The sequence below is a fragment of the Streptomyces sp. NPDC059897 genome (genome assembly GCF_042730865.1).
Taxonomy (GTDB): Bacteria; Actinomycetota; Actinomycetes; order Streptomycetales; family Streptomycetaceae; genus Streptomyces.
Genome location: NZ_JBHWKQ010000004.1, coordinates 130,919 through 150,751 on the forward strand (window position 1 = coordinate 130,919; position 19,833 = coordinate 150,751).

Consider the following 19,833-nt stretch of genomic DNA (forward strand, 5'->3'; position numbering starts at 1 on the left):
TTCAGAATCACAATTCTGATTCTCCATCGGCTTCCGCACCGGATTCCTAACGGGAGGTCCCTCCGTGCGCTTCTCCGCCTTCCTCGTCGGCCGCTCCATGAGCCCGTCCGACGACGCGTACGTCATCGAAACCCTCACCGAACACGCCCTGGAGGCCGACCGGCTCGGCTTCGACGCGGTGTTCCTGCCCGACCACCACTTCACGGGCTACGCGCCGATGTCCTGCGACCCCTTCCTCTTCGCCGCCCACCTGGCCGCGCGGACGAAGAACGTGCACTACGGCTTCTCCGTGACGACGCTGCCGCTGCACCACCCGGTCCGCTTCGCCGAGCGCGTCAACCTGCTCGACCACCTCACCAAGGGAAAGCTCCTGGTAGGCATCGGCTCCGGCACGACCCCCGAGGAGACCATCGGCTTCGGCGTCGACTTCCAGGACTCCAAGGGCCTGATGGACGCCCAGGTCGAGCTGGTCCAGCGGCTGTGGGCCAAGAAGATCGACGACGATCCGATCGAGTTCGAGCACGGCCCGTACAAAGGTGCCGTCGTCCAGCGCATCGTCCCGGCGCCGTACAGCGAGCGGCGCCGCCTGATGAGCGTCGCGATGCGCGAGGCCAGCACGGCGCGGGCCGCGAAGTACGGCTGGCCTGCGTTCATCCCCGCGTTCGTCCCGCCGATCCCCGCGAGCGGCGAACCCTCGACGGCGTTCCAGAAGTACCTCGACGCCTACCGCTCGGCGATGGCCGCCTCCGGCCACCCCCAGCAGGTGATCGACGACTGCATGTCGTGGACCACCCACTCCTACCAGTGCGTCCACGTCGCCGAGACCGACGAGCAGGCGCGCGCGGAACTGGAGGTCATCCTCGCCGCGTACCAGGAGGCCATCGACCGCGAGTACGCGTACAACAAGCGCGCCGAGGACATCAGCGGCGTCGACCTCACCTCCGCGCAGGCACCGAACGCGCTGAGCGAGGAGTGGATCCGCACCTGGTGCCTGTACGGCAGCCCGGACACGGTCGCCGAACAGCTGGGCCACTACGAGGAGTTGGGCGTCGGGAACGTCCTGATGGGCTTCACCAACGGCCCGCTCACGCCCGAGCGCTACGCCCTGACGAGGAAGTCGATGAACCTGTTCGCGAGCGAGGTCATGCCCCGCTTCCGTACGAGGACCCCTGCGGGGAGCGAGCGATGAGCCATCTGATCGTCGGCATCGGCGGCACCACCCGCCCCGGCTCCAGCAGCGAACTCGCCGTGCGCGCCGCACTGGCCGCGGCCGAGCGGCGCGGCGCCCGCACCGTGCACTTCGGCGGCGACTTCCTCGCCTCCCTCCCCCATTACGCGCCCGAGCGTCCCGAGCGCACAGACGAGCAGCGCCAGCTGGTCGACGCGGTGCGCCGGGCGGACGGCCTGGTCATCGGCTCCCCCGGGTATCACGGCGGCATTTCGGGCCTGGTCAAGAACGCCCTCGACCTGCTGGAGGACCTGCGTGACGACGAGCGTGTCTACTTCGACGGGCGCGCGGTCGGCCTGGTGGTGACGGCCGCCGGCTGGCAGGCGTGCGGCACCACCCTCGGCGCGCTGCGCAGCGTCGTGCACGCCATGCGCGGCTGGCCCACCCCGCTCGGCGTCACGCTCAACTCCGGGCAGGGACGGCTCTTCACACCGGACGGCACGTGCGCGGACCCGGCCGCCGCGGCGCAGCTGTCCCTGCTCGGGGACCAGGTCCACGGGTTCGCCGAGCGCACCGCGGCGCCGGAGCGGACGGTGTACGCGGCCTGAGCGGTGTACGGCGCGTCGACCTCCGGGGCCGCTCGGCCCTGGAGGGACGCCGGACTGCATAGACTTGGCGGATGCCCACACCGTCACAGCCGACATCGAAGACCAGCGGCATCCGCGCTCCCAAGCAGGAGCGGAGCCAGCGCTCCTTCGACCTGGTCCTCGACACGACCCTCGGCCTGCTCGCCGAGAAGGGCTACTCGGGCTTCGCCCTCACCGAGGTCAGCCGTCGCTCCGGTGTGTCGGTGGGCTCGATCTACACCCGGGTCGACGGCAAGGACGACCTGTTGCGCGCCGCACAGTCCCGCTTCCAGGAGCGGCTGCTCGCGGATCACCGCAGGATGACCGACCCCGAGCGCTGGGCGGGAGCCGGCCTCGCCGAACTCGTGCCGCAACTGATCGCGGACTTCGCCGGGGTACTCGAACAGCAGGGCAAGACGCTGGGCGCCTTCCTCCAGCTGGGGGCCGTCGACCCGGCCGTCGCCAAGGTGGGCAAGGCCGGTTACATGGACGCCCGCGACCGCTTCGTCGACCTCGTCCTCTCGCTGCGCGACGAGATCGAGCATCCGGACCCGGCCCGCGCGGTGAGCTCCTGTTTCACCACGGTCTACGCGGCGCTCGCCCGCGCCCTGGCACTGGACGTGGCCCCCGAGGCCGCGGAGGGCAGTGACCTGCCGACGCTGATCGAGGACCTGGGCGCCATGACGCTCGCGTTCCTGCGCTGCAAGGACGACCACGGGGCCTGACCCCTCCCCCACCCTTTGCCCGCAGCGCCCGGCTCCAGCCGCCCCCTGGGGGCTCTCGCATGCCGGAGATCGAATGAAGCCGCCGGGATCGGGCAGCCGACCAGACGGCCCTCCGGCTCGGGGCGGCCGTCAAGGCGGCGGACGGGAATCGCGGGTCCCCTTCTTGATCCGGAACTCTTCGGTAACGTGTTGTTCTACATGGCGCACGGGGGAGCGCAGTGCGCAACAGAATCCGGTCGAGTACCCGTTCACGTCAAGGGCTGCTCGAAGATGCGACCCGACAACAGGTCGCGAGGTGGTGAGAGTCGAGCTATGACCCGCAAGCAATCGCAGGTGGGAACGGGCACATCGAGCACGTCGGACACGGCGGGCGCCCCCAGCACGGACAAGCCGGCCAAGGGCCCGGCGAGCTCGGTCCAGTCGGTGGACCGGGCGGTGAGCGTCCTGGAGATCCTGGCCCGGCACGGTGAGGCCGGCGTCACTGAGATCGCCGACGATCTCGGTGTGCACAAGTCCACGGCGTTCCGGCTGCTCGGCGTCCTGGAGAACCGGGGCCTCGTCGGCCAGGCCAAGGACCGCGGCAAGTACTTCCTGGCGGCGGGGATGCTGCGCCTGGCCGGGGCGGCGGCGGTGCGCCTGGACATCTCCCAGGAGGGCGCGCCGGTCTGCCGCGACCTCGCCGACGAGCTGGGCGAGACCGTGAACATCGCCGTGCTCGACGAGGACATGGCGGTCAACGTGATGCAGGCGCGCGGCGCCGCCGCCGTCACCGCGCAGAACTGGCTGGGCAGGCGCACGCCGCTGCACGCCACGTCCAGCGGAAAGGTGCTGTTCGCCCACCTGTCGCCAGTGGTCCGCGAGGGGCTGCTCGCCCGCACACTGCCCCGTTTCACCGAGCACACGACCGTCCGCACGGCGACGCTGCGGACCGAGCTCGAGAAGGTGGCGAAGCAGGGATTCGCCATCGCCGTCGAGGAGTTGGAGCTCGGGCTCGCCGCGGTGTCGGCGCCCGTGCGCGCGCACGACGGGAAGGTCATCGGGGCGATCAGCGTGTCCGGGCCGGTCTTCCGGATGACCGAGGAACATCTGCCGGAGCTCGCCAAGTCCACCGTGGCGGCGGCCGTCGACCTCTCCCAGCGCATGGGGCACGGCTTCTGAGGAGACCCGCCCGGACCGGGCGCAGCACTGAACGCGGAGCAGGGGCACACCTGCTCCGCGTTCTTGTGTGTCGGCGAGGTTTCGAGCGTTCCGGCCAATTTGCAGTCGCTTAACTCCCGCCCCTTGACGGGGTCTTGGTGTCCTTCCCAGTATGACTCCGGTCGTCTCTCATAACGCAATGCATCCTGCGATACGCAACAAGCGGTCGTGCGGCGTTCATTGCCGGTCAGCGCAGAGGAGTTGGGTCGTGCCACAAGAGGTCCGCGCCGTCGTCGCCCTGAAGAAGGGTGCCCCCGTCGAGGTGCAGACGATCGTCGTGCCCGATCCCGGGCCCGGCGAAGTCCTGGTCAGGGTGCAGGCATGCGGGGTCTGCCACACGGATCTGCACTACCGGGAGGGCGCCGTCGGCGACGAGTTCCCGTTCCTCCTCGGCCATGAGGCCGCGGGCACGGTGGAGGCCGTCGGGGACGGTGTCACCGACCTCGTGCCCGGCGACTACGTGGTGCTCGCCTGGCGCGCGCCCTGCGGCGCGTGCCGTTCCTGCCGCCGCGGCCGCCCCTGGTACTGCTTCGACTCGCGCAACGCCGCGCAGCCCATGACCCTGCTCGACGGCACCCCGCTGAGCCCCGCCCTCGGCATCGGGGCGTTCGCGGAGAAGACCCTGGTCGCGGCCGGGCAGGCGGTGAAGGTCGACCCGACCGCCCGCCCCGAGGCGGCGGGCCTGATCGGCTGCGGTGTGATGGCCGGGTACGGCGCGGTCGTGAACACCGGCAACGTCCAGCGCGGTGACACCGTCGCCGTCATCGGCTGCGGCGGCGTCGGGAACGCGGCCATCGCGGGCGCCTGCCTCAACGGCGCACGGAAGGTCATCGCCGTGGACATCGACGACAAGAAGCTCACGCAGGCCGAGCGGTTCGGCGCCACACACACCGTCAACTCCCGTGGCATGGACCCGATCGAGGCGGTGCGGGCGCTGACGGACGGCTTCGGCGTGGACATCGCCGTCGACGCGGTGGGCCGCCCGGAGACGTACAAGCAGGCGTTCTACATGCGCGACCACGCGGGCGTGCTGGTCCAGGTCGGGGTGCCCGACCCCGAGATGAGCGTCGACATCCCGCTCATCGACCTGTTCTCGCGCGGCGGCGCCCTCAAGTCGTCCTGGTACGGGGACTGTCTGCCCAGCCGCGACTTCCCGGTCCTGATCGACCAGCACCTGTACGGGCTCCTGGACCTGAACGGCTTCGTCACCGAGACGATCCCCCTGGACGCGGTCGAGGAGGCCTTCGCCAAGATGCGCTCCGGTGATGTGCTGCGTTCGGTGGTGGTGCTGTGACCCCCGCCGCCGCGCCGTCCGCCCGGGTCCAACGCGTCGTCACCTCGGGCACGTTCAGCCTCGACGGTGACACCTTCGACGTCGACAACAATGTGTGGCTGATCGGCGACGACGAGGAAGTGCTCGTCGTCGATCCCGCCCACGACGCGCCCGCCATCGCCGCGGCGGTCGCGGGACGCCGGGTCACCGCGATCGTGTGCACGCACGGCCACGACGATCACATCGGCGCCGCCGCGGAGCTGTCCGCCGCCGTGGGTTCGCCGCCGGTCCTGCTGCACCCGGCCGATGCCGAGCTGTGGCAGACGGTGTACCCGCGACGCAAGCCGGACGGCGACCTCGCCGACGGCCGCCGCCTCACGGTCGCCGGGATCGAGCTGCGGGTCCTGCACACCCCCGGTCACACCTGGGGCAGTTGCAGCCTCCACGCCCCGTCCCTCGCCGCGGTGTTCACCGGCGACACCCTCTTCCACGGCGGCCCGGGCGCGACGGGCCGCTCGTACTCCGACGCCCCGACGATCGCGGCGTCGATCCGCGACAGGCTGCTCACCCTGCCGGGCCACACGGTGGTCCACACCGGCCACGGCCCGGACACCACCGTCGACGCCGAGCGCGCCAACGTCCCCGCGCCCTGAGCCGCGCCACACCTCCAGGCACACCCATCTCCCCGCCACGTCCCAGGAGGGGCATGTCCGCCGTACCCGAAAACGTCCCGAAGGCCTCCCGCGACGAAGCACCCGGAACCATCCGCACCGCCACCTTCCACCACAGCCCGAGCGAGCAATTGGGGGCCGAGAGTGTCTGATCTCTTCATCGGAGGCACCTGGACGACGCCGCGGGACGAACGCACCCGCGAGATCCGCTGCCCCGCCGACGGCTCGCTGGTCGCGGTCGTCGACGAGGCCGGCGGCAAGGACACCACCGAGGCCATCGCCGCCGCCCGGCAGGCCTTCGATACGGGGCCGTGGCCGCACACCACCGGCGCCGAACGCGGCGATCTGCTGCTGCGCGTCGCCGACCTGCTCGCCCGCGACAAGGACGAGCTGGCCCGCGCCGAGTCCCTCGACACCGGCAAACGCCTCGTGGAGAGCGGCTACGACATCGACGACGTCATCGCGTGCTTCCGCTACTACGGGCGGCTCGCGGCCGTCGACGTGGGCCGGGTGGTGGAGAACGGGGTGCCCGGCTCGGAGAGCCGGGTCGTGCACGAGCCCGTCGGCGTCTGCGCCCTGATCACCCCGTGGAACTACCCGCTGTTGCAGACGAGTTGGAAGGTGGCGCCCGCCCTGGCCGCCGGAAACACCTTCGTCCTCAAGCCCAGCGAGCTGACCCCGCACACCGCGCTGCACCTGGTCCGGCTGCTCGCCGAGGCGGGCGTCCCGGACGGTGTCGCCAACCTCGTCCTGGGCGCGGGTCCGGAGGCCGGTGCCCCGCTCGCCGACCACCCGGACGTGGACCTGGTGTCGTTCACCGGCGGCCTGGCGACCGGCCGTCGGCTGATGGCGGCAGCCGCGGGCACGGTGAAGAAGGTGGCGCTCGAACTCGGCGGCAAGAACCCCAACGTCGTGTTCGCCGACGCGGACTTCGAGGCCGCCGTCGACATGGCGCTCACGGCCGTGTTCGTGCACTCGGGTCAGGTGTGCTCGGCCGGCACCCGCCTCCTCGTGGAGGACTCGCTGCACGACCGGTTCGTCGACGAGGTGGTGCGCAGGGCCCGGGAGATCCGGCTCGGCGGCCCGTTCGACGAGCGGGCGCAGACCGGCCCGCTGATCTCGGCGGCACACCGCGAGAAGGTCGAGGCGTACGTCGCCCGCGGCATCGAGGAGGGCGCGGTGCTGCGCTGCGGCGGCGCACGGCCGGAGGGACCCGCATACGACGACGGCTTCTACTATCTGCCGACCGTGCTCGACGAGTGTGCGAGCGGGATGTCGGTCGTCCAGGACGAGTCCTTCGGCCCGGTCCTCACCGTCGAGCGGTTCCGCGACGAGGAGCAGGCCGTGCGCCTCGCCAACGACTCGATCTACGGTCTCGCGGGCGCCGTCTGGACGAGCGACGCGGCGAAGGCGGAGCGGGTCGCGGCCGGTCTGCGGCTCGGCACGGTGTGGATCAACGACTTCCATCCGTACGTCCCGCAGGCCGAGTGGGGCGGCTACAAGCAGTCCGGCTTCGGGCGCGAGCTGGGGCCCGCGGGGCTCGCCGAGTACCGCGAGACCAAGCACATCTGGCGCACCGCGGCGCCCACCGCCCAGGGCTGGTTCGCATGACGCGGGGGCCGCAGGAGGCAGGCGACGACGCCGGGCTCGCCGAGTTCGGCTACCGGCCCGAACTCAAGCGCACCCTCGGCACCTTCCACACCTTCGCCGCGGGCATCAGCTACATCTCCATCCTGACCGGCACCTTCCAGCTGTTCTACTTCGGCTTCGCGCACGGCGGCCCGGCCTACTGGTGGTCCTGGCCGCTGGTGTTCGCCGGTCAGTTCACGGTGGCGCTGTGCTTCGCCGAACTGGCCGCGCGCTACCCGGTGGCGGGCTCGATCTACAACTGGGCGAAGAAGGTGGGCAACGGGCACGTCGGCTGGCTCGCCGGCTGGATGATGCTCGTCGCCTCGGTGGTGTCGATCGCGGCGGTGTCCCTCGCCTACCAGCTGACGCTGCCGCAGATCTCGTCGGTGTTCCAGTTCGTGGGCGACGGCACGGGGACGTACGACGTCGCGACGAACGCGGTCGTGCTCGCCGCGGTACTGATCCTGTTCACCACGCTCGTGAACGCCTTTGGTGTGAAGCTGATGGCGACCATCAACACGGCTGGTGTGTTCCTGGAGCTGGTCGCGACCGTCGTCCTGATCGTGCTGTTCGCGGTGCACGTCGTGCGCGGTCCGCAGGTGGTGACACACACCGCGCACGCCGGGGGCGGCGTTTCGTTCGGCTACCTGGGCACGTTCCTGGTGGCCTCGCTGGCGTCCGCGTACGTCATGTACGGATTCGACACCGCGGCGTCGCTGGGCGAGGAGTCCCTCGATCCGTCGCGCAACGCGCCGCGTGCCATCATCCGGGCCATCCTCGCGTCGTTCGTGCTGGGCGGCCTGATCCTGCTGCTCGCGCTGATGAGTGTCTCGTCCCTGCGGGGCGGCGAGCTGTCGACGGACGGGCTTCAGTACGTCGTCCTGGACGTGCTCGGCCCGACGGCCGGCAAGGCCATGCTGTGGTGTGTGCTCATCGCGGTGACGGTGTGCGCGCTCGCGGTGCACACCGCGGCGATCCGGCTCGCGTTCGCCATGTCCCGTGACAACAACCTGCCGGCCGCGTCGCTGCTCGCCCGGGTGAGCCCGCGCTTCAAGACACCCGTGGCACCGGCCGTCATCATCGGGGTGCTAGCCCTTGCGATCCTGTTGGTGAACATCCGGCAGCCGCAGATCTTCACCGTGGTCACCAGCATCGGCATCGTCATGATCTACCTCGCGTATCTGCTGGTCACCGTGCCCATGCTGGTGGCCCGGCTGCGCGGCAGGTGGCAGCCGGCCGACGAGGGCAAGTTCTCGCTGGGCCGCTGGGGACTGCCCGTGAACATCATCGCCGTGCTGTGGGGCGCCGCGATGACCCTCAACCTCATCTGGCCGCGCGCCGCCGTCTACAACGCCGCCGCCCCGCACCACTGGTACCTGCGCTGGGGCGCCGTGCTGTTCATCGGTGTCATCGCGGGCGGCGGCTTCGCCTACTACTGGTTCGTCCAGCGCCACCGCACCGGCGTCCTGTCCGATCACGCCGCCGAACAGCCCGAACAGTCCGAACCGTCCGCAACACCCCTGGAGGTCAACCGCACATGAGCACTGACGTCTTCGATTACGTGGTGGTCGGCGGCGGCACCGCCGGCAATGTGGTCGCGGCCCGCCTGTCCGAGGACCCCTCGGTGTCGGTCTGCGTACTGGAGGCCGGGCCGAGCGACGTCGGCGACCCGAACGTACTCCAACTCGACCGCTGGATGGGCCTGTTGGAGTCCGGCTACGACTGGGACTACCCGGTCGAGCCGCAGTCCAGCGGCAACAGCTTCATGCGGCACGCCCGCGCCAAGGTGCTCGGCGGCTGCTCCTCGCACAACTCGTGCATCGCGTTCTGGGCCCCGGCAGAGGACCTGGACGACTGGGCTGCGAGCGGCTGTACGGGCTGGAGCGCGGAGGAACTCTTCCCGCTGTACCGCCAGTTGGAGAACAACGACGCGCCCGGCGACCACCACGGCCGCAGCGGTCCGGTGAAGCTGCGCACCGTCAAGGGCGACGACCCGTGCGGCACGGCACTCCTGGAAGCGTGCGCGCAGGCCGGCATCCCGACGACACCGTTCAACACCGGCACCACCGTGATCCGCGGCGCGAACTGGTTCCAGATCAACTCCGACGAGAACAACATCCGCCAGTCGTCCTCGGTCGCCTACCTCCACCCGATCCTCGGCAAGCGCCCGAACCTGACCGTGCGCACCGACGTACGCGCCAAGAAGCTGCTGTTCGACCAGCAGGCTTGCGTCGGCGCCGAGTACCTCGACCCGGACATGATCCACACCCGGGCGGTCCGGGCCCGCCGCGAGGTCATCGTGTCCTGCGGTTCGATCGACACCCCGAAGCTCCTGATGCTCTCGGGCATCGGACCTGCCGCGCACCTTCGCGAGTTCGGGATCGACGTACTGGTGGACGCGCCGGGCGTCGGCGAGAACCTCCAGGACCACCCGGAGGGCGTGATCATGTGGGAGGCGAAACAGCCGATGCCCACCACGTCGAACCAGTGGTGGGAGGCGGGCATCTTCTACGACACCGAGCCCGGCCTCGACCGTCCTGACCTGATGTTCCACTACGGCTCGGTGCCCTTCGACATGAACACCGCCCGGCACGGCTATCCGACCACCGAGAACGCCTTCTGCCTCACCCCCAACGTGACCCGCGCCAAGTCCCGCGGCACGGTCCGCCTGCGCACCCGCGACTTCCGCGACAAGCCGCGCGTCGACCCGCGCTACTTCACCCACGAGCACGACGCGCGCGTGATGACGTACGGCCTCAAGCTGGCACGCGAGATCGCCGCGCAGCCCGCGCTGACCGGCTGGAAGGGCGCGGAACTGGCACCGGGCCCGGACGTCCGCACGGACGACGAACTCCTCGCCTACATCCACCAGACGCACAACACCGTCTACCACCCGGCGTGCACGGTGAAGATGGGCGCGGACAGCGACCCCCTCGCCCCGCTCGACGCCCAGCTGCGCGTCAAGGGCGTCGAGGGCCTGAGGGTCGCCGACGGCTCGGCCATGCCGGACCTCGTCACCGTCAACCCGTGCATCACGACGATGATGATCGGCGAGAAGTGCGCGGAGCTGCTGCGCACTTCGGCGCGCTGAGGCTCCGCCCGGACCGACGGCCGCCCCGGCTCCACGCAATGGAGCCGGGGCGGTCGCGTCGGTCCTCGGTGCGCGTCACGATGACGCCGGCCGGGCCCCGACGAGTTCGGGCTGCTCGTGCTCGCAGGCCTCGTCGATTCCGTAGGTGTCCCACGCGGGGAACGGGTCGACGGTCGGCGCGAGCTCGCCGTCCGTCATGAGGCACACGGTGAGCGCATCGTGCAGGGCGGGCGCGTCGAGGTCGGTGCCGATGAAGACGAGTTCCTGGGCCTCGGGGCTGTCCGCGTCGTGGGCCGCGGAGGGTTCGAAGCGGGCGACGGAGCCCGCTTGTGACCACAGGCCCGTGACCCTGGGGCGGCCGGCCAGGACGAAGAAGCCCTTCGAGCGCAGGATCCGACCGTAGGCGCCGCTGTCCATGCCCTCCGTGACGAAGCGCCACAACCGGGCGGGGTGGAAGGGGAGTTGGGTGCGGAAGACCGTGGAGGAGATGCCGTACTCCTCGGTCTCGGGGACGTGGTCGCCGTTGAGTTCGCGGACCCAGCCGGGGGCCTGTTGGGCGCGGTCGAGGTCGAAGAGCTCGGTGCCCAGGACGGCGCTCGCGGGGACGCGGCCGTGCACCGCCGGGACGATGCGGGCCACGGGGTTGAGCCGGGTCAGCACCGCCCGGAGCCGGTCGGCAGCCGGCCCGTCGACGAGGTCGAGCTTGTTGACGACGATGACGTCGGCGAACTCGATCTGGTCCATGAGGAGATCGCTGACGGTGCGCTCGTCGTCCTCGTACTGGTCGAGGCCGCGTTCGACCAGTTCGTCGCCGCTGTCCAGCTCGGTGAGGAAGTTCGCCGCGTCGACGACGGTGACCATGGTGTCCAGGCGGGCGATGTCCCCGAGCGTGGCACCGTCGTCGCGGGCGAACGCGAAGGTGGCGGCCACCGGCATCGGCTCGGAGATGCCGGACGACTCGATGAGGAGATGGTCGAAGCGGCCCTCCCGGGCCAGCCGGTCGACCTCCTCAAGAAGGTCGTCGCGCAGGGTGCAGCAGATGCAGCCGTTGGTCATCTCGACGAGGCGTTCCTCGGTGCGGGACAGGGCTGCCTCGCCGCCCCGCACCAGGGCGGCGTCGATGTTGACCTCGCTCATGTCGTTGACGATGACGGCGACCCGCAGCCCTTCGCGGTTGCCGAGCACATGGTTGAGCAGGGTGGTCTTGCCGGCTCCGAGGAAGCCGGACAGGACGGTGACGGGGAGTCGTTCGGCGGCCATGTCGTGTCAGCCCTCGGGGCGCAGCAGACCGCGCTCGTACGCCTTCACCAGCCGCTGCGGGACCAGGTAGGAGACGCCGTCGACGGTGACCGGGGCGAGCTGGGGCGTGGTCGCCTTCCACTGGGCGCGGCGGTGGCGGGTGTTGCTGCGGGACATCTTCCGCTTGGGAACGGCCATCGGGTTCTCCATGGAGTCGCTGGTGGGAGTGGGGCGGGGACGACGAGACCGGACGCTACATGGAAACGACTTCCATTACCAACACGGCCGCCCCTCCGGCTCACCCCGGAACCCATCGGGGACGGGGTGAATTGCGCTAAGAGAGCATCAAGCCGCTGGTGGCACGCCATACTTGAGGGCGCGGGGGCGGAAGGGCTCCTGGTTGACTCGAAGCAGGGAGGCGGCGTCCGGTGAGCAGCGTCACGACGGGACTGCAGAAGATCGAGGTCAGGCTGCGGTGGGATCCGAGTCCCGTCGGTGAGTCACCGCGCCATCTCGACATCGTCGCCGCGACCTACTCCGCCGACGACCCGTACGGGGACCCCGCGTACGTCGTCCACTACGACAGCCGCTCCCCCGACGGCACCATCAACATGACCCGGCACAGCGACACCGGGATGGGGTTCGGCTTCGTCGAGGTCATGGCGCTCGAACTCGACCGCCTGGCAGCCACGTACAGCCGGGTGGTGGTCGGAGTGGTGATCCATCAGGACGCCGACCCGCGCACGTTCTCCGACATCGAGAACGCCGGGGTCCTGGTCGTGGAGAAGTACACGGACCTCCTGGAGACGGACTTCACGCCGGTGGCCGGTTCCACCGCCGCGACCATCGTGGAGTTCCGGCGCAACGACTCGGAGGCGTGGAAGCTCCACGAACTGATCCAGGGCTTCGATTGCGACGCGACGGACTTCCCGGCCGAAATGGGCAGCGCTCGCCCCTAATACCCCGTTCCGGGCGCGTTCGTGGCCCGGGGTCACCGGACTTGGCCATGGGTTTACTGTCCGGACATCCCTCCGCCCTTCCCAGTGGACCAGACCTCTTGAAACACTTTGGCGACTTCTGTTCGCTTCTCCCCCACGAGGCCTTCCACCCATGGCAGAACTGAATCGACGGCGCTTCCTTCAGATCGCCGGCGCGGCCGCCGGCACCGCTGGAACCGCCACCGGTATCGCCGCGCTGACCGACTCCATCGACCGCGCCGCCGCGATCCCCGCGGCCCGCAGGTCCGGCACCCTGGACGACGTCGAGCACGTCGTCGTCCTCATGCAGGAGAACCGGTCCTTCGACCACTACTTCGGCGCGCTGAAGGGCGTCCGCGGTTTCGGCGACCCCCGGCCCGTCACGCTGCCGAGCGGCAAGCCTGTCTGGCACCAGGCGGACGGCACGGGCAAGGAGACACTGCCGTACCACCCGGACGCCGAGAACCTCGGCATGCAGTTCATCGCGGGCCTCAACCACGACTGGGCCGGCGGCCACAAGGCCTTCAACGACGGCAAGTACGACGACTGGATCGCCGCCAAGTCCACGGGCACGATGGCGTATCTGACCCGGCAGGACATCCCCTTCCACTACGCGCTCGCCGACAAGTTCACCGTGTGCGACGCGTACCACTGCTCGATCATCGGGGCCACCGACCCGAACCGCTACTACATGCTCTCCGGCCACGTCGGCAACGACGGCAAGGACGGCGGCCCGGTGCTCGGCAACGAGGAGGAGGGCTACGACTGGACCACGTACGCCGAGCGCCTCGAGGAGGCCGGAGTCTCCTGGAAGGTGTACCAGGACATCGGCGACGGCCTGGACGCGGACGGCGGCTGGGGCTGGATCGACGACGCCTACCGCGGCAACTACGGCGACAACTCGCTGCTCTTCTTCAACCAGTACCGCAACGCCAAGCCCGGCGACCCGCTCTACGACAAGGCCCGCACCGGCACCAACGCCAAGGCGGGCGACGGCTACTTCGACATCCTCCGGGCCGACGTCAAGGCGGACAAGCTGCCGAAGGTGTCGTATGTCGCCGCCCCCGAGGCGTTCTCCGAGCACCCCAACTTCCCTACGAACTACGGGGCTTGGTACATCTCGCAGGTCCTGGACGCGCTGACCTCGAACCCCGAGGTCTGGTCCAAGACGGCCCTGTTCATCACGTACGACGAGAACGACGGCTACTTCGACCACGTGGTGCCGCCCTACCCGCCCCGCTCCGCCGACGACGGCCGCTCCACCGTGGACACCACGCTCGACGTGTTCGAGGGCAGCGCCAAGTACGGGGCGGGCGTCTACGGCCTCGGCCAGCGTGTCCCGATGCTCGTGGTGTCCCCCTGGTCCACCGGCGGCTATGTGTGCTCCGAGACCTTCGACCACACCTCGATCATCCGCTTCATGGAGCGCCGCTTCGGGGTGCGGGAGCCGCACATCTCTCCCTGGCGGCGCGCCATTTGCGGGGACCTCACCTCGGCGTTCGACTTCTCGCTGAAGGACACCGACCCGGCCGAACTACCCGACACGGACGCCTACGAGCCGCCGGACCGCGAGCGCCACGACAGCTATGTGCCCAAGCCGCCGGCCAAGGGCTCGCTGCCCGTGCAGGAGAAGGGCAGCCGCCCCTCCCGCCCGCTGCGCTACGCCCCCGCGGTGGACGGCTCCGTGGACCCGGCGAGCGGCCGCTACCAGCTCACCTTCACCGGCGGCCCCGACACCGGCGCCCAGTTCTACGTGACGGCCCCGGTGCGCACCGACGGGCCGTGGACCTACACCACCGAGGCCGGCAAGGAGGTCTCCGACAGCTGGAACACGGAGTACTCCGAGGGGACGTACGACCTCACGGTGCACGGGCCGAACGGTTTCCTGCGGGCCTTCCGCGGTCCCGGCGCCGCCAAGGCCCCCGAGGTCACCGCCCGGCACGCCGCCGACTCCGGCAACCTGGCGCTGACGATGACCAACCCGACGGACGCGGCCGTCCACCTCGGCGTCAGCAACGCCTACGGCGGGGGAAGCGAGACCTTCACCGTCAAGCCGGGGACCACGGTGCGGCACACCGTCGACCTGCGCGCGAGCAAGCGCTGGTACGACGTGTCAGTGGTGTCGGACGCCGACAAGGGCTTCCTGCGCCGCTTCGCCGGCCATGTGGAGAACGGCCAGGCGGGCGTGAGCGACCCGGCGATACGCACCTGAGACACCACGGTGGGGCGGGCGCCGCCCGGCTGCCCGCCCCACCGGTGACTCAGTCCTGGTCGACGTGCTGGTTCAGGACCTTGCCGTTGGCCGCGTCGATGTCGAACGACGTCTTGTTCCAGGTGGCGGGCGTGACCACGTCGACGGACCAGACCGTGGACCCGCTGTCGGAGTCGTCGAGGGCGACGGAGGTGACCTTGCCCTTCTTGCTCTCCGTGGCCGTGTCGGCGGCCTTCATGGCGGTGATCTTGGCCGCGGCGAGCTTGTCGGAGTTCTCCTTCTTGTCGTCCGCGTCCTGGTCCTTGTCCGTCGTGGAAGCGCTCACCTTGCCGGTGACGGCGTCGATCCGTACGTCGGTGGCCGTGCCGTCCGAGGCGGCCACCTCGGCGTCCCACTCCGGGTTGCCCTGCTTGTCGTCGCCGAGCTCGATCTCCAGGAGCTTGCTGCCGGAGACCTCTTTCTCGGCGGTGCGGGCCGCCTTGTCCCAGTCGATCTTCGTCGCGGAGAGCAGCTTCTTGCGCTCGCTCTGGTCCTCGTTCAGCCGTCCGGACGGGCTCGGGTCGCCGGACTGATCCTTCGGGGCGGCGCTCTCGCTCTCGTTGCCGCCCGCGGAGGTGTCGTCGTCACCGTCGTCCGACGAGCAGGCGCTGAGCAGGGCGAACGACGCGGCGACGGCGCACACGACGCCGACGGCACGCCGTCGGGTGCCTCGGTTGCTCCGCTTCACGGGTACAGCGTGCATGGCTGGGCCTTTCGAGCAGGAATGGACGCCCGCCGATCGTCGCAGCCTCCCCGGGGCGCGGCATCTCGACATCCGCGGCCGTTGGCCCGAACGGCCGTCAGCTCTTCTTCAGCTCCTCGGCGAACATCACGATGATGCCGCTGGGGCCGCGCACGTACGTGAGCTTGTAGATGTCCTCATAGGTGGCCACACCGCGCAACGGGTGACACCCGTGCCTGGCGGCCGTCTCCAGCGCCTCGTCGATGTCGTCGACCGAGAACGCGACGCGGTGCATGCCGATCTCGTTGGGGCGGGTCGGCTCCGTCTCGATCGCGTCGGGGTGGATGTACTCGAAGAGTTCGAGGCGGCCGTGTCCGTCGGGCGTCTGCAGCATCGCGATCTTGGCGTGGTTGCCGTCGAGGCCGACCGCGGTGTCGGTCCACTCCCCGCTGACCGTGTCCCGGCCGAGGACCGTGAGGCCGAGGTCGGTGAAGAAGGAGATCGTGGCTTCGAGGTCGCGGACGGCGATGGCGACGTTCTCAAGTTTGATGGCCATGCGCGGCATGCTACGAGCCGGCCGGCTCCACCGGGCACCCCTCGCCGGCCCGCGCCTCTCAGCCGGTGACCATGCCCGCGACCAGATTGATGGCCGTGGCCAGCAGGCTCGTGCCGAAGAGGTACGAGAGGAGACAGTGGCGCAGCACGACCGAGCGGATCACCGAGTTGGTGACGTTGGTGTCGGAGACCTGGTAGGTCATGCCGAGGTTGTAGCTGAAGTAGAAGAAGTCCCGGTACGCCGGTGGGTCGTCGGAGTTGAAGTCGATGCCGCCCGCGGTGTCCTGGTAGTACAGGTAGGCGTAGCGCGCGGCGTACATGAGATGCAGGGCCGCCCACGCCATGAACACCCCGCCCAGCGCGACGGCCGCCGCGGCGTTGCGGGCGCCCGAGCCGTGCAGGAGCAGCAGCACCACGATGGCTCCGAGGCCGCACAGCGCGGTGCCGACCACCGCGAACTCCTCGGTGACGGGGGCGAAGTCCTCACGCCGTGCCTCGCGGCGGGTGGCCGCGGCGTCCATCGGCCACAGGACCAGCCAGCCCGTGGCCACGAAGACCAGTTCCGTGGCTGCGATGCCGGTGAGGACGCCCAGGGGCACACCGACCGCGACGGCCACGGCCACCGCCGCGACGAGTCCGATCCCCACGGAGACGGCCAGGCGGGGAACCGCGGACGTCGGCAACCAGGCACTCATGGCTCGCACCCTAGACCGACCGGTGTCACCCCGCCCCCGCTCGTCGCCCCCGACACGGCCGGGCCGCCGACTTGACGCCCGCGACGCGCCGCGGCTACTTCTTGGGCCCTTGCCCGACCCGACAGACCCGACCCAACCCGCCCAACCGTCCCGGACCCACAAGGGGAGCACCGCCCATGGCCGATCACGTCGCGGACCCACCCGGCCGGGTGCCGGTCCCGCCCGACCCGCTGCTCGGTGAGCTGGTGACATGGGCGGAGCAGCAGTTGCCCGCGCTGATCGACGACGTGTGCGCGGCCACCCGCGAGCGCATCGACCTCTACCGCGACGAAAGCGTCGTCCCCGCGGCGGAGTTGCACGCCTCCGTGGCGGTCAACCTGCAGTTCATCCTGGACGGTCTGGCCGGGGCCGCGTCCGCGTCCGATCTGTCGGCGCCCTCCGAGACGGGCCGGCGCCGGGCGCGCCAGCGGGCGCCGCTGCCCGAGGTGTTGCGCTGCTACCGCATCGCGTGCGCCATGCTCTGGGACCTGTTCGTCGAGCACGCCCGGCATGTCGCCCGCCCGGACTTCCTCGACGCGCTGCTCTCCGCGTCGAGCACCCTGTGGCGGCTGTCCGACGAGCATGCGCTGGTGCTCACGGAGGCCTACCGCTCGGCGACGGCGGAGCTGCTGGTCGCCCAGCAGCGGCGGCGTTCGGCGCTGCTGGAGGCGCTGTTCACCGGCCAGTTGGTGCCCGAGTCCGGCTCGTGGGAGGTCGGCAGGCTGCTCGGTCTGCCGCTGGACTCGAAGCTGATGGTGGTGGCCGCGGAGACCGCGGGGCTCGCCGAGGAGAGCCTGGTCGGTGTGGAACGCATGCTGGGCAGGCTCGGCATCGTGTCGGCCTGGCATCTGACGCCCGCCCTCCAGGCCGGTGTCGTCGCGCTGCGCGACGAGCAGCGCGAGGACGTCCTGGGCGTACTGCGCGCGGCCGCCGCGTCCCGTACCGGTGTCAGCCCCTCGTACGAGTCGCTCGCCGACACACCACGCATGCTCCATCTCGCCCGCGCGGCGCTCGCCGACATCACCGTGGGCAGGTCCGAGGTCCGCGAGTTCAGCACCAGCCCGCTGGCCGCGCTGATCGCCCACGACCCCGACGAGGGACGGCGCCTGGCCAAGGAGGTGCTCGGCCCCGTGCTCGCGCTGCCCGCAGAGGACCGCGTCGCGCTGCTGCGGACACTGCGGGCCTACGTCGATCACGCCGGGTCGGCCGAGAGCGCGGGCCGGGCGCTGCACTGCCACCCCAACACCATCCGGTACCGGCTGAACCGCGTGCGCGAGCTGACCGGCCGCTCGCTCAGCGATCCGCGTGCGCTGGCCGAGCTGGTGACCGCGACGGACGCGGTGCGGCTGGACGCCGACGGCTGAAACGGCGGAGTCAGCCCAGGCGGCGCAGGAGCCGGTGGGCGCGCTGTTCGGCGGCGGCGAGCTCGGTGGGGTCGAGTTCCGCGGGCCACAGTTCACCGGCCGCCGCGTCGTCGGCCTCGCGCAGTTCGACGACGGCCTCGGCGAGGCGCGAGCGCAGCTCCGGCAGCGTGGCGGCGCCCGGGTTCGCCAGGGCCCGCTCGGCGAGTTCGGCCGCGGCGCCGCACGCCGTGAGGGCCCGCCGCACCCGCTCCGCCGCGCGCCCGTGGATGACGACGAGGGCGCACAGCAGCGCCACCACGATGCCGACCACGCTGCCCAACGCGCGGTCCTGGACGAGGTCTTCGGCCGGTACGGACGTCGCGAGGTCGCTCATCAGCAGGGCCAGCGGGGTCAGGAACACCACCCCGATGCCGTAGTTGTGGGCCACCCCGTACTCCAGCAGGAACTCCAGGAGCACGATCACGAGGACGAGCGTCAGGGGCCCGGGGTGCAGCGCCAGCACGATCAGGGCGAGGGCCAGTCCGGCCGCGGTGCCCAGGGTGCGCTGGACGGCGCGCTGCGCGGCGGTGCGCACGTTGATGGAGTGCAGGACGGCGGCCGCGGAGATCGCCGCCCAGTAGCCGTGGCCGAGGCCGAGCAGCAGAGCGGCGCCGCCCGCGAGGCCGGTGCCCAGCGTCATGCGCAGGGCGGGCACGAGAAGGACTGCTCGACGGGAGACACGGCCCGCGGGGTCGGCGCGGCGGCCGACGGTCAGGAGGGAGGCACGCCGTTCCAGCGTCGCGGCCGACCCGGTGGGGGCGGGCGGTGGGGCGGTCCCGCGCGCGACGGCCCCTGACGCGATCTCGGTCCCGGCCCCGCCTTCCGCCAGCGCCACCAGCCCCGGCAGCAGCTCCGGCTCCCCGCGGCGGCGGCCCAGGAGGAGGGCCGCCTGCCCCCGCAGGTGTCCCGACAGCCCGGGCGGCAGGTCCGGTGGGCGGCTCGCGGAGCGGATCAGTACGGTCCAGGAGACGGCGGCCAGGCGTACGCAGGGCCCACCCGCTCGCCCGCGTTCGGCGGCGGTCACCGGCCGCAGGCCGAGGGCCCGGTGCGCCTCGAGGACGGCCGCGGTCGCCTGGTGGCGCGCGAGCCGGTCCGCCCCGCCTGCGCCGGTGGCGTCGAGGAGCCCGGCGAGCTCGCGCAGGGCGACGGCGACCGTGAGCCGCTGCGGCCGCTGCGGGTGCACCAGGCGACCGGCCATCGCCAGCACCCAGGCCACCGCCGCACCGAGCGCCGCGAGCGCGGTGCGCGCCCACACGTCGGACGGCGCCGGGGCCCCGTAGGCGGACACCGCGAACGAGAACAGCAGCAGGACCGCGCCGAGCCCCCGCAAGCGCGTCGCGTCGCAGCCGACCTTCGCCGCCCCGGCCACCACCGCCATCGCGGCGACCACCCCGGCGGCGCCCGCTCCCCCGTCCTGCGGGCGGGCCCAGACGCCGAGTGCCGAACCGGCACCCACACAGGCCGTCATCGCGAACCCGACCAGCGCGAGCACCCTGGCCCTGCGGGCATAGGGGAAATTCCGGCCGAACGTGGTGGTGAACGTGCCCAGCATCGCGTAGACGGATACATCGGCATGTCCGGCGAGCGCCATCGGAACGGCGACCAGGGCCAT

The 19,833-nt window shown here is 71.0% G+C and carries 17 protein-coding genes and 1 pseudogene; 12 read left to right on the forward strand and 6 right to left on the reverse strand.

The features are described 5' to 3' along the window. Positions 1 to 64: 64 nt before the first annotated feature. From ACFV9W_RS06665 to ACFV9W_RS06705, 9 genes are all read left to right on the forward strand, one after another. On the forward strand, positions 65 to 1,189 hold the full coding sequence (locus tag ACFV9W_RS06665; protein ID WP_385756258.1) for an LLM class flavin-dependent oxidoreductase: 1,125 nt from the start codon (positions 65 to 67) through the stop codon (positions 1,187 to 1,189). Beyond that, positions 1,186 to 1,776, forward strand: coding sequence for an NADPH-dependent FMN reductase (locus tag ACFV9W_RS06670; RefSeq protein ID WP_385756260.1), 591 nt, complete (start codon positions 1,186 to 1,188; stop codon positions 1,774 to 1,776). Before ACFV9W_RS06665 ends, ACFV9W_RS06670 begins: the two co-directional genes overlap by 4 nt. A gap of 71 nt (positions 1,777 to 1,847) precedes the next feature. Further along, positions 1,848 to 2,519: a TetR/AcrR family transcriptional regulator gene (locus tag ACFV9W_RS06675; protein WP_385756262.1), complete on the forward strand. Its 672-nt coding sequence runs from the start codon at positions 1,848 to 1,850 to the stop codon at positions 2,517 to 2,519. Between the two features lie 312 nt (positions 2,520 to 2,831). Continuing rightward, positions 2,832 to 3,677, forward strand: coding sequence for an IclR family transcriptional regulator (locus ACFV9W_RS06680; RefSeq protein WP_385756264.1), 846 nt, complete (start codon positions 2,832 to 2,834; stop codon positions 3,675 to 3,677). Positions 3,678 to 3,924: 247 nt separating this feature from the next. Then, positions 3,925 to 5,010 carry an S-(hydroxymethyl)mycothiol dehydrogenase gene (locus ACFV9W_RS06685; protein ID WP_385756266.1) on the forward strand — a complete coding sequence of 362 codons (1,086 nt, stop codon included), beginning with the start codon at positions 3,925 to 3,927 and terminating at the stop codon, positions 5,008 to 5,010. Then, positions 5,007 to 5,642, forward strand: a complete 636-nt coding sequence (locus ACFV9W_RS06690) for an MBL fold metallo-hydrolase (protein ID WP_385756268.1) — start codon at positions 5,007 to 5,009, stop codon at positions 5,640 to 5,642. Before ACFV9W_RS06685 ends, ACFV9W_RS06690 begins: the two co-directional genes overlap by 4 nt. 162 nt (positions 5,643 to 5,804) lie before the next feature. Further along, complete coding sequence (locus ACFV9W_RS06695; protein ID WP_385756270.1) at positions 5,805 to 7,271, forward strand: aldehyde dehydrogenase family protein; 1,467 nt, start codon at positions 5,805 to 5,807, stop codon at positions 7,269 to 7,271. Beyond that, on the forward strand, positions 7,268 to 8,830 hold the full coding sequence (locus ACFV9W_RS06700; RefSeq protein WP_385756271.1) for an APC family permease: 1,563 nt from the start codon (positions 7,268 to 7,270) through the stop codon (positions 8,828 to 8,830). The genes ACFV9W_RS06695 and ACFV9W_RS06700 overlap by 4 nt, the downstream gene beginning before the upstream one ends. Continuing rightward, a complete protein-coding gene (locus tag ACFV9W_RS06705; RefSeq protein WP_385756273.1) occupies positions 8,827 to 10,380 on the forward strand; it encodes a GMC family oxidoreductase in 1,554 nt (517 codons plus the stop codon). The genes ACFV9W_RS06700 and ACFV9W_RS06705 overlap by 4 nt, the downstream gene beginning before the upstream one ends. 75 nt (positions 10,381 to 10,455) lie before the next feature. Here ACFV9W_RS06705 and ACFV9W_RS06710 read toward each other — a convergent pair whose 3' ends face one another. Together ACFV9W_RS06710 and rpmF are read right to left on the reverse strand one after the other, a co-directional pair. Further along, entirely contained in the window at positions 10,456 to 11,640 is a 1,185-nt protein-coding gene (locus tag ACFV9W_RS06710; RefSeq protein ID WP_385756275.1) for a GTP-binding protein, read from the reverse strand. A gap of 6 nt (positions 11,641 to 11,646) precedes the next feature. Next, a complete protein-coding gene (gene rpmF / locus ACFV9W_RS06715) occupies positions 11,647 to 11,817 on the reverse strand; it encodes a 50S ribosomal protein L32 (protein ID WP_327673620.1) in 171 nt (56 codons plus the stop codon). A gap of 206 nt (positions 11,818 to 12,023) precedes the next feature. On the opposite strand from rpmF, the pseudogene ACFV9W_RS06720 reads away from it, so the two are divergent. Both ACFV9W_RS06720 and ACFV9W_RS06725 read left to right on the forward strand, forming a co-directional pair. After that, positions 12,024 to 12,578, forward strand: a pseudogene (locus ACFV9W_RS06720) (TerD family protein); the annotation flags it as partial. 151 nt (positions 12,579 to 12,729) lie between these two features. Then, positions 12,730 to 14,808, forward strand: a complete 2,079-nt coding sequence (locus ACFV9W_RS06725) for a phosphocholine-specific phospholipase C (RefSeq protein WP_385756278.1) — start codon at positions 12,730 to 12,732, stop codon at positions 14,806 to 14,808. A 49-nt stretch (positions 14,809 to 14,857) separates the two neighbouring features. On the opposite strand, the gene ACFV9W_RS06730 is transcribed toward ACFV9W_RS06725, so the two are convergent. The 3 genes from ACFV9W_RS06730 to ACFV9W_RS06740 all read right to left on the reverse strand — a co-directional run bounded on the left by ACFV9W_RS06730 (position 14,858) and on the right by ACFV9W_RS06740 (position 16,779). Next, positions 14,858 to 15,535 (reverse strand): PepSY domain-containing protein, encoded by a 678-nt coding sequence (locus ACFV9W_RS06730; protein ID WP_385756280.1) that lies wholly within the window; start codon positions 15,533 to 15,535, stop codon positions 14,858 to 14,860. A 112-nt stretch (positions 15,536 to 15,647) separates the two neighbouring features. Next, a complete protein-coding gene (locus ACFV9W_RS06735) occupies positions 15,648 to 16,085 on the reverse strand; it encodes a VOC family protein (protein ID WP_385756282.1) in 438 nt (145 codons plus the stop codon). A gap of 58 nt (positions 16,086 to 16,143) precedes the next feature. Beyond that, complete coding sequence (locus tag ACFV9W_RS06740) at positions 16,144 to 16,779, reverse strand: DUF1345 domain-containing protein (RefSeq protein WP_385756284.1); 636 nt, start codon at positions 16,777 to 16,779, stop codon at positions 16,144 to 16,146. Positions 16,780 to 16,955: 176 nt separating this feature from the next. Between ACFV9W_RS06740 and ACFV9W_RS06745 the strand changes: the two genes are divergently transcribed. Next, positions 16,956 to 18,182 carry a PucR family transcriptional regulator gene (locus ACFV9W_RS06745; protein WP_385756286.1) on the forward strand — a complete coding sequence of 409 codons (1,227 nt, stop codon included), beginning with the start codon at positions 16,956 to 16,958 and terminating at the stop codon, positions 18,180 to 18,182. A 10-nt stretch (positions 18,183 to 18,192) separates the two neighbouring features. Here the strand turns inward: ACFV9W_RS06745 and ACFV9W_RS06750 are convergent, their stop codons facing one another. Beyond that, complete coding sequence (locus ACFV9W_RS06750; RefSeq protein WP_385756556.1) at positions 18,193 to 19,833, reverse strand: FUSC family protein; 1,641 nt, start codon at positions 19,831 to 19,833, stop codon at positions 18,193 to 18,195.

Excerpts from the sequence above, each read along its gene's own strand:
- ACFV9W_RS06710 (WP_385756275.1), bottom strand. The coding sequence starts at position 11,640 with ATGGCCGCCGAACGACTCCCCGTCACCGTCCTGTCCGGCTTCCTCGGA.
- ACFV9W_RS06675 (WP_385756262.1), top strand. The coding sequence starts at position 1,848 with ATGCCCACACCGTCACAGCCGACATCGAAGACCAGCGGCATCCGCGCT.
- ACFV9W_RS06700 (WP_385756271.1), top strand. The coding sequence starts at position 7,268 with ATGACGCGGGGGCCGCAGGAGGCAGGCGACGACGCCGGGCTCGCCGAG.
- ACFV9W_RS06750 (WP_385756556.1), bottom strand. The coding sequence starts at position 19,833 with ATGGCCCTGGTCGCCGTTCCGATGGCGCTCGCCGGACATGCCGATGTA.
- ACFV9W_RS06745 (WP_385756286.1), top strand. The coding sequence starts at position 16,956 with ATGGCCGATCACGTCGCGGACCCACCCGGCCGGGTGCCGGTCCCGCCC.
- ACFV9W_RS06735 (WP_385756282.1), bottom strand. The coding sequence starts at position 16,085 with ATGGCCATCAAACTTGAGAACGTCGCCATCGCCGTCCGCGACCTCGAA.
- ACFV9W_RS06725 (WP_385756278.1), top strand. The coding sequence starts at position 12,730 with ATGGCAGAACTGAATCGACGGCGCTTCCTTCAGATCGCCGGCGCGGCC.
- ACFV9W_RS06680 (WP_385756264.1), top strand. The coding sequence starts at position 2,832 with ATGACCCGCAAGCAATCGCAGGTGGGAACGGGCACATCGAGCACGTCG.
- ACFV9W_RS06740 (WP_385756284.1), bottom strand. The coding sequence starts at position 16,779 with ATGAGTGCCTGGTTGCCGACGTCCGCGGTTCCCCGCCTGGCCGTCTCC.
- ACFV9W_RS06705 (WP_385756273.1), top strand. The coding sequence starts at position 8,827 with ATGAGCACTGACGTCTTCGATTACGTGGTGGTCGGCGGCGGCACCGCC.
- rpmF (WP_327673620.1), bottom strand. The coding sequence starts at position 11,817 with ATGGCCGTTCCCAAGCGGAAGATGTCCCGCAGCAACACCCGCCACCGC.
- ACFV9W_RS06670 (WP_385756260.1), top strand. The coding sequence starts at position 1,186 with ATGAGCCATCTGATCGTCGGCATCGGCGGCACCACCCGCCCCGGCTCC.